1 protein-coding gene is annotated in these 679 nt (G+C 67.2%); it reads right to left on the minus strand.

Annotated features, from left to right (window positions below):
- Positions 1 to 569 (minus strand): FAD-dependent oxidoreductase (locus RHBS_RS28355; RefSeq protein ID WP_148311819.1); only part of this gene is annotated, 569 nt, incomplete at its 3' end.
- Between the last annotated feature and the right edge of the window lie 110 nt (positions 570 to 679).

Consider the following 679-nt stretch of genomic DNA (forward strand, 5'->3'; position numbering starts at 1 on the left):
GCAACGTCGCGCCTGCGAATGGCACGCTGCAGCGGAACCAACTCGGCGTGATCCTCGAGCGTCCGGTTCCACGCGTCCGCGACCTCGGCGAACACCGGCGGAAGATCCTCGAGCTTCTGGGCGTAATGGCTCTCGCCCTTGAGGTCGATCACCGTACTCGGGGTCACCTCTGCCAGCGGGTTCGGAAACGGCGTGGTCTCGAGCCCGACTGCGTCGAGGTAGTGGAACAGTGCAGTCGACGACGGCGGAAACCGCATCGCACCCATCTCGGCCACCACACCCGGGTGCCCCTCGAACGGCACCGACCGCATCCGGCCGCCGATCCGATCCGATTCGTACACAACGGGTTCCAGGCCGAGCCTGAGCAATTCATGGGCGACGACCATGCCGGCGAGTCCGCCGCCGATCACTGCAACCTTCGTACCGAGGGCAGCGTCGGGAACACGTCCGAGGCCGGCCGGGTGCGCCAGGTAGTCGTCGTAGGCGAACGGGAAGTCGGGACCGAACATGGTGAGCGGCTGGTCGGCCTCGGATTCGATCGCGCTGTCCGGGGTGACGGGTGTGGTCATCGGTCGGTCTCCTGCTCGGCCCGTGAGGTCCTGTCGGGTAGAGGTCGGTTCGGCGATCGGCCAGGTGGGTGTTGACCGCACGGGATCGAGCGAGCTCGGCCGGATCCAGA

It is taken from the genome of Rhodococcus sp. BS-15, assembly GCF_000813105.1.
Classification (GTDB): domain Bacteria; phylum Actinomycetota; class Actinomycetes; order Mycobacteriales; family Mycobacteriaceae; genus Rhodococcoides.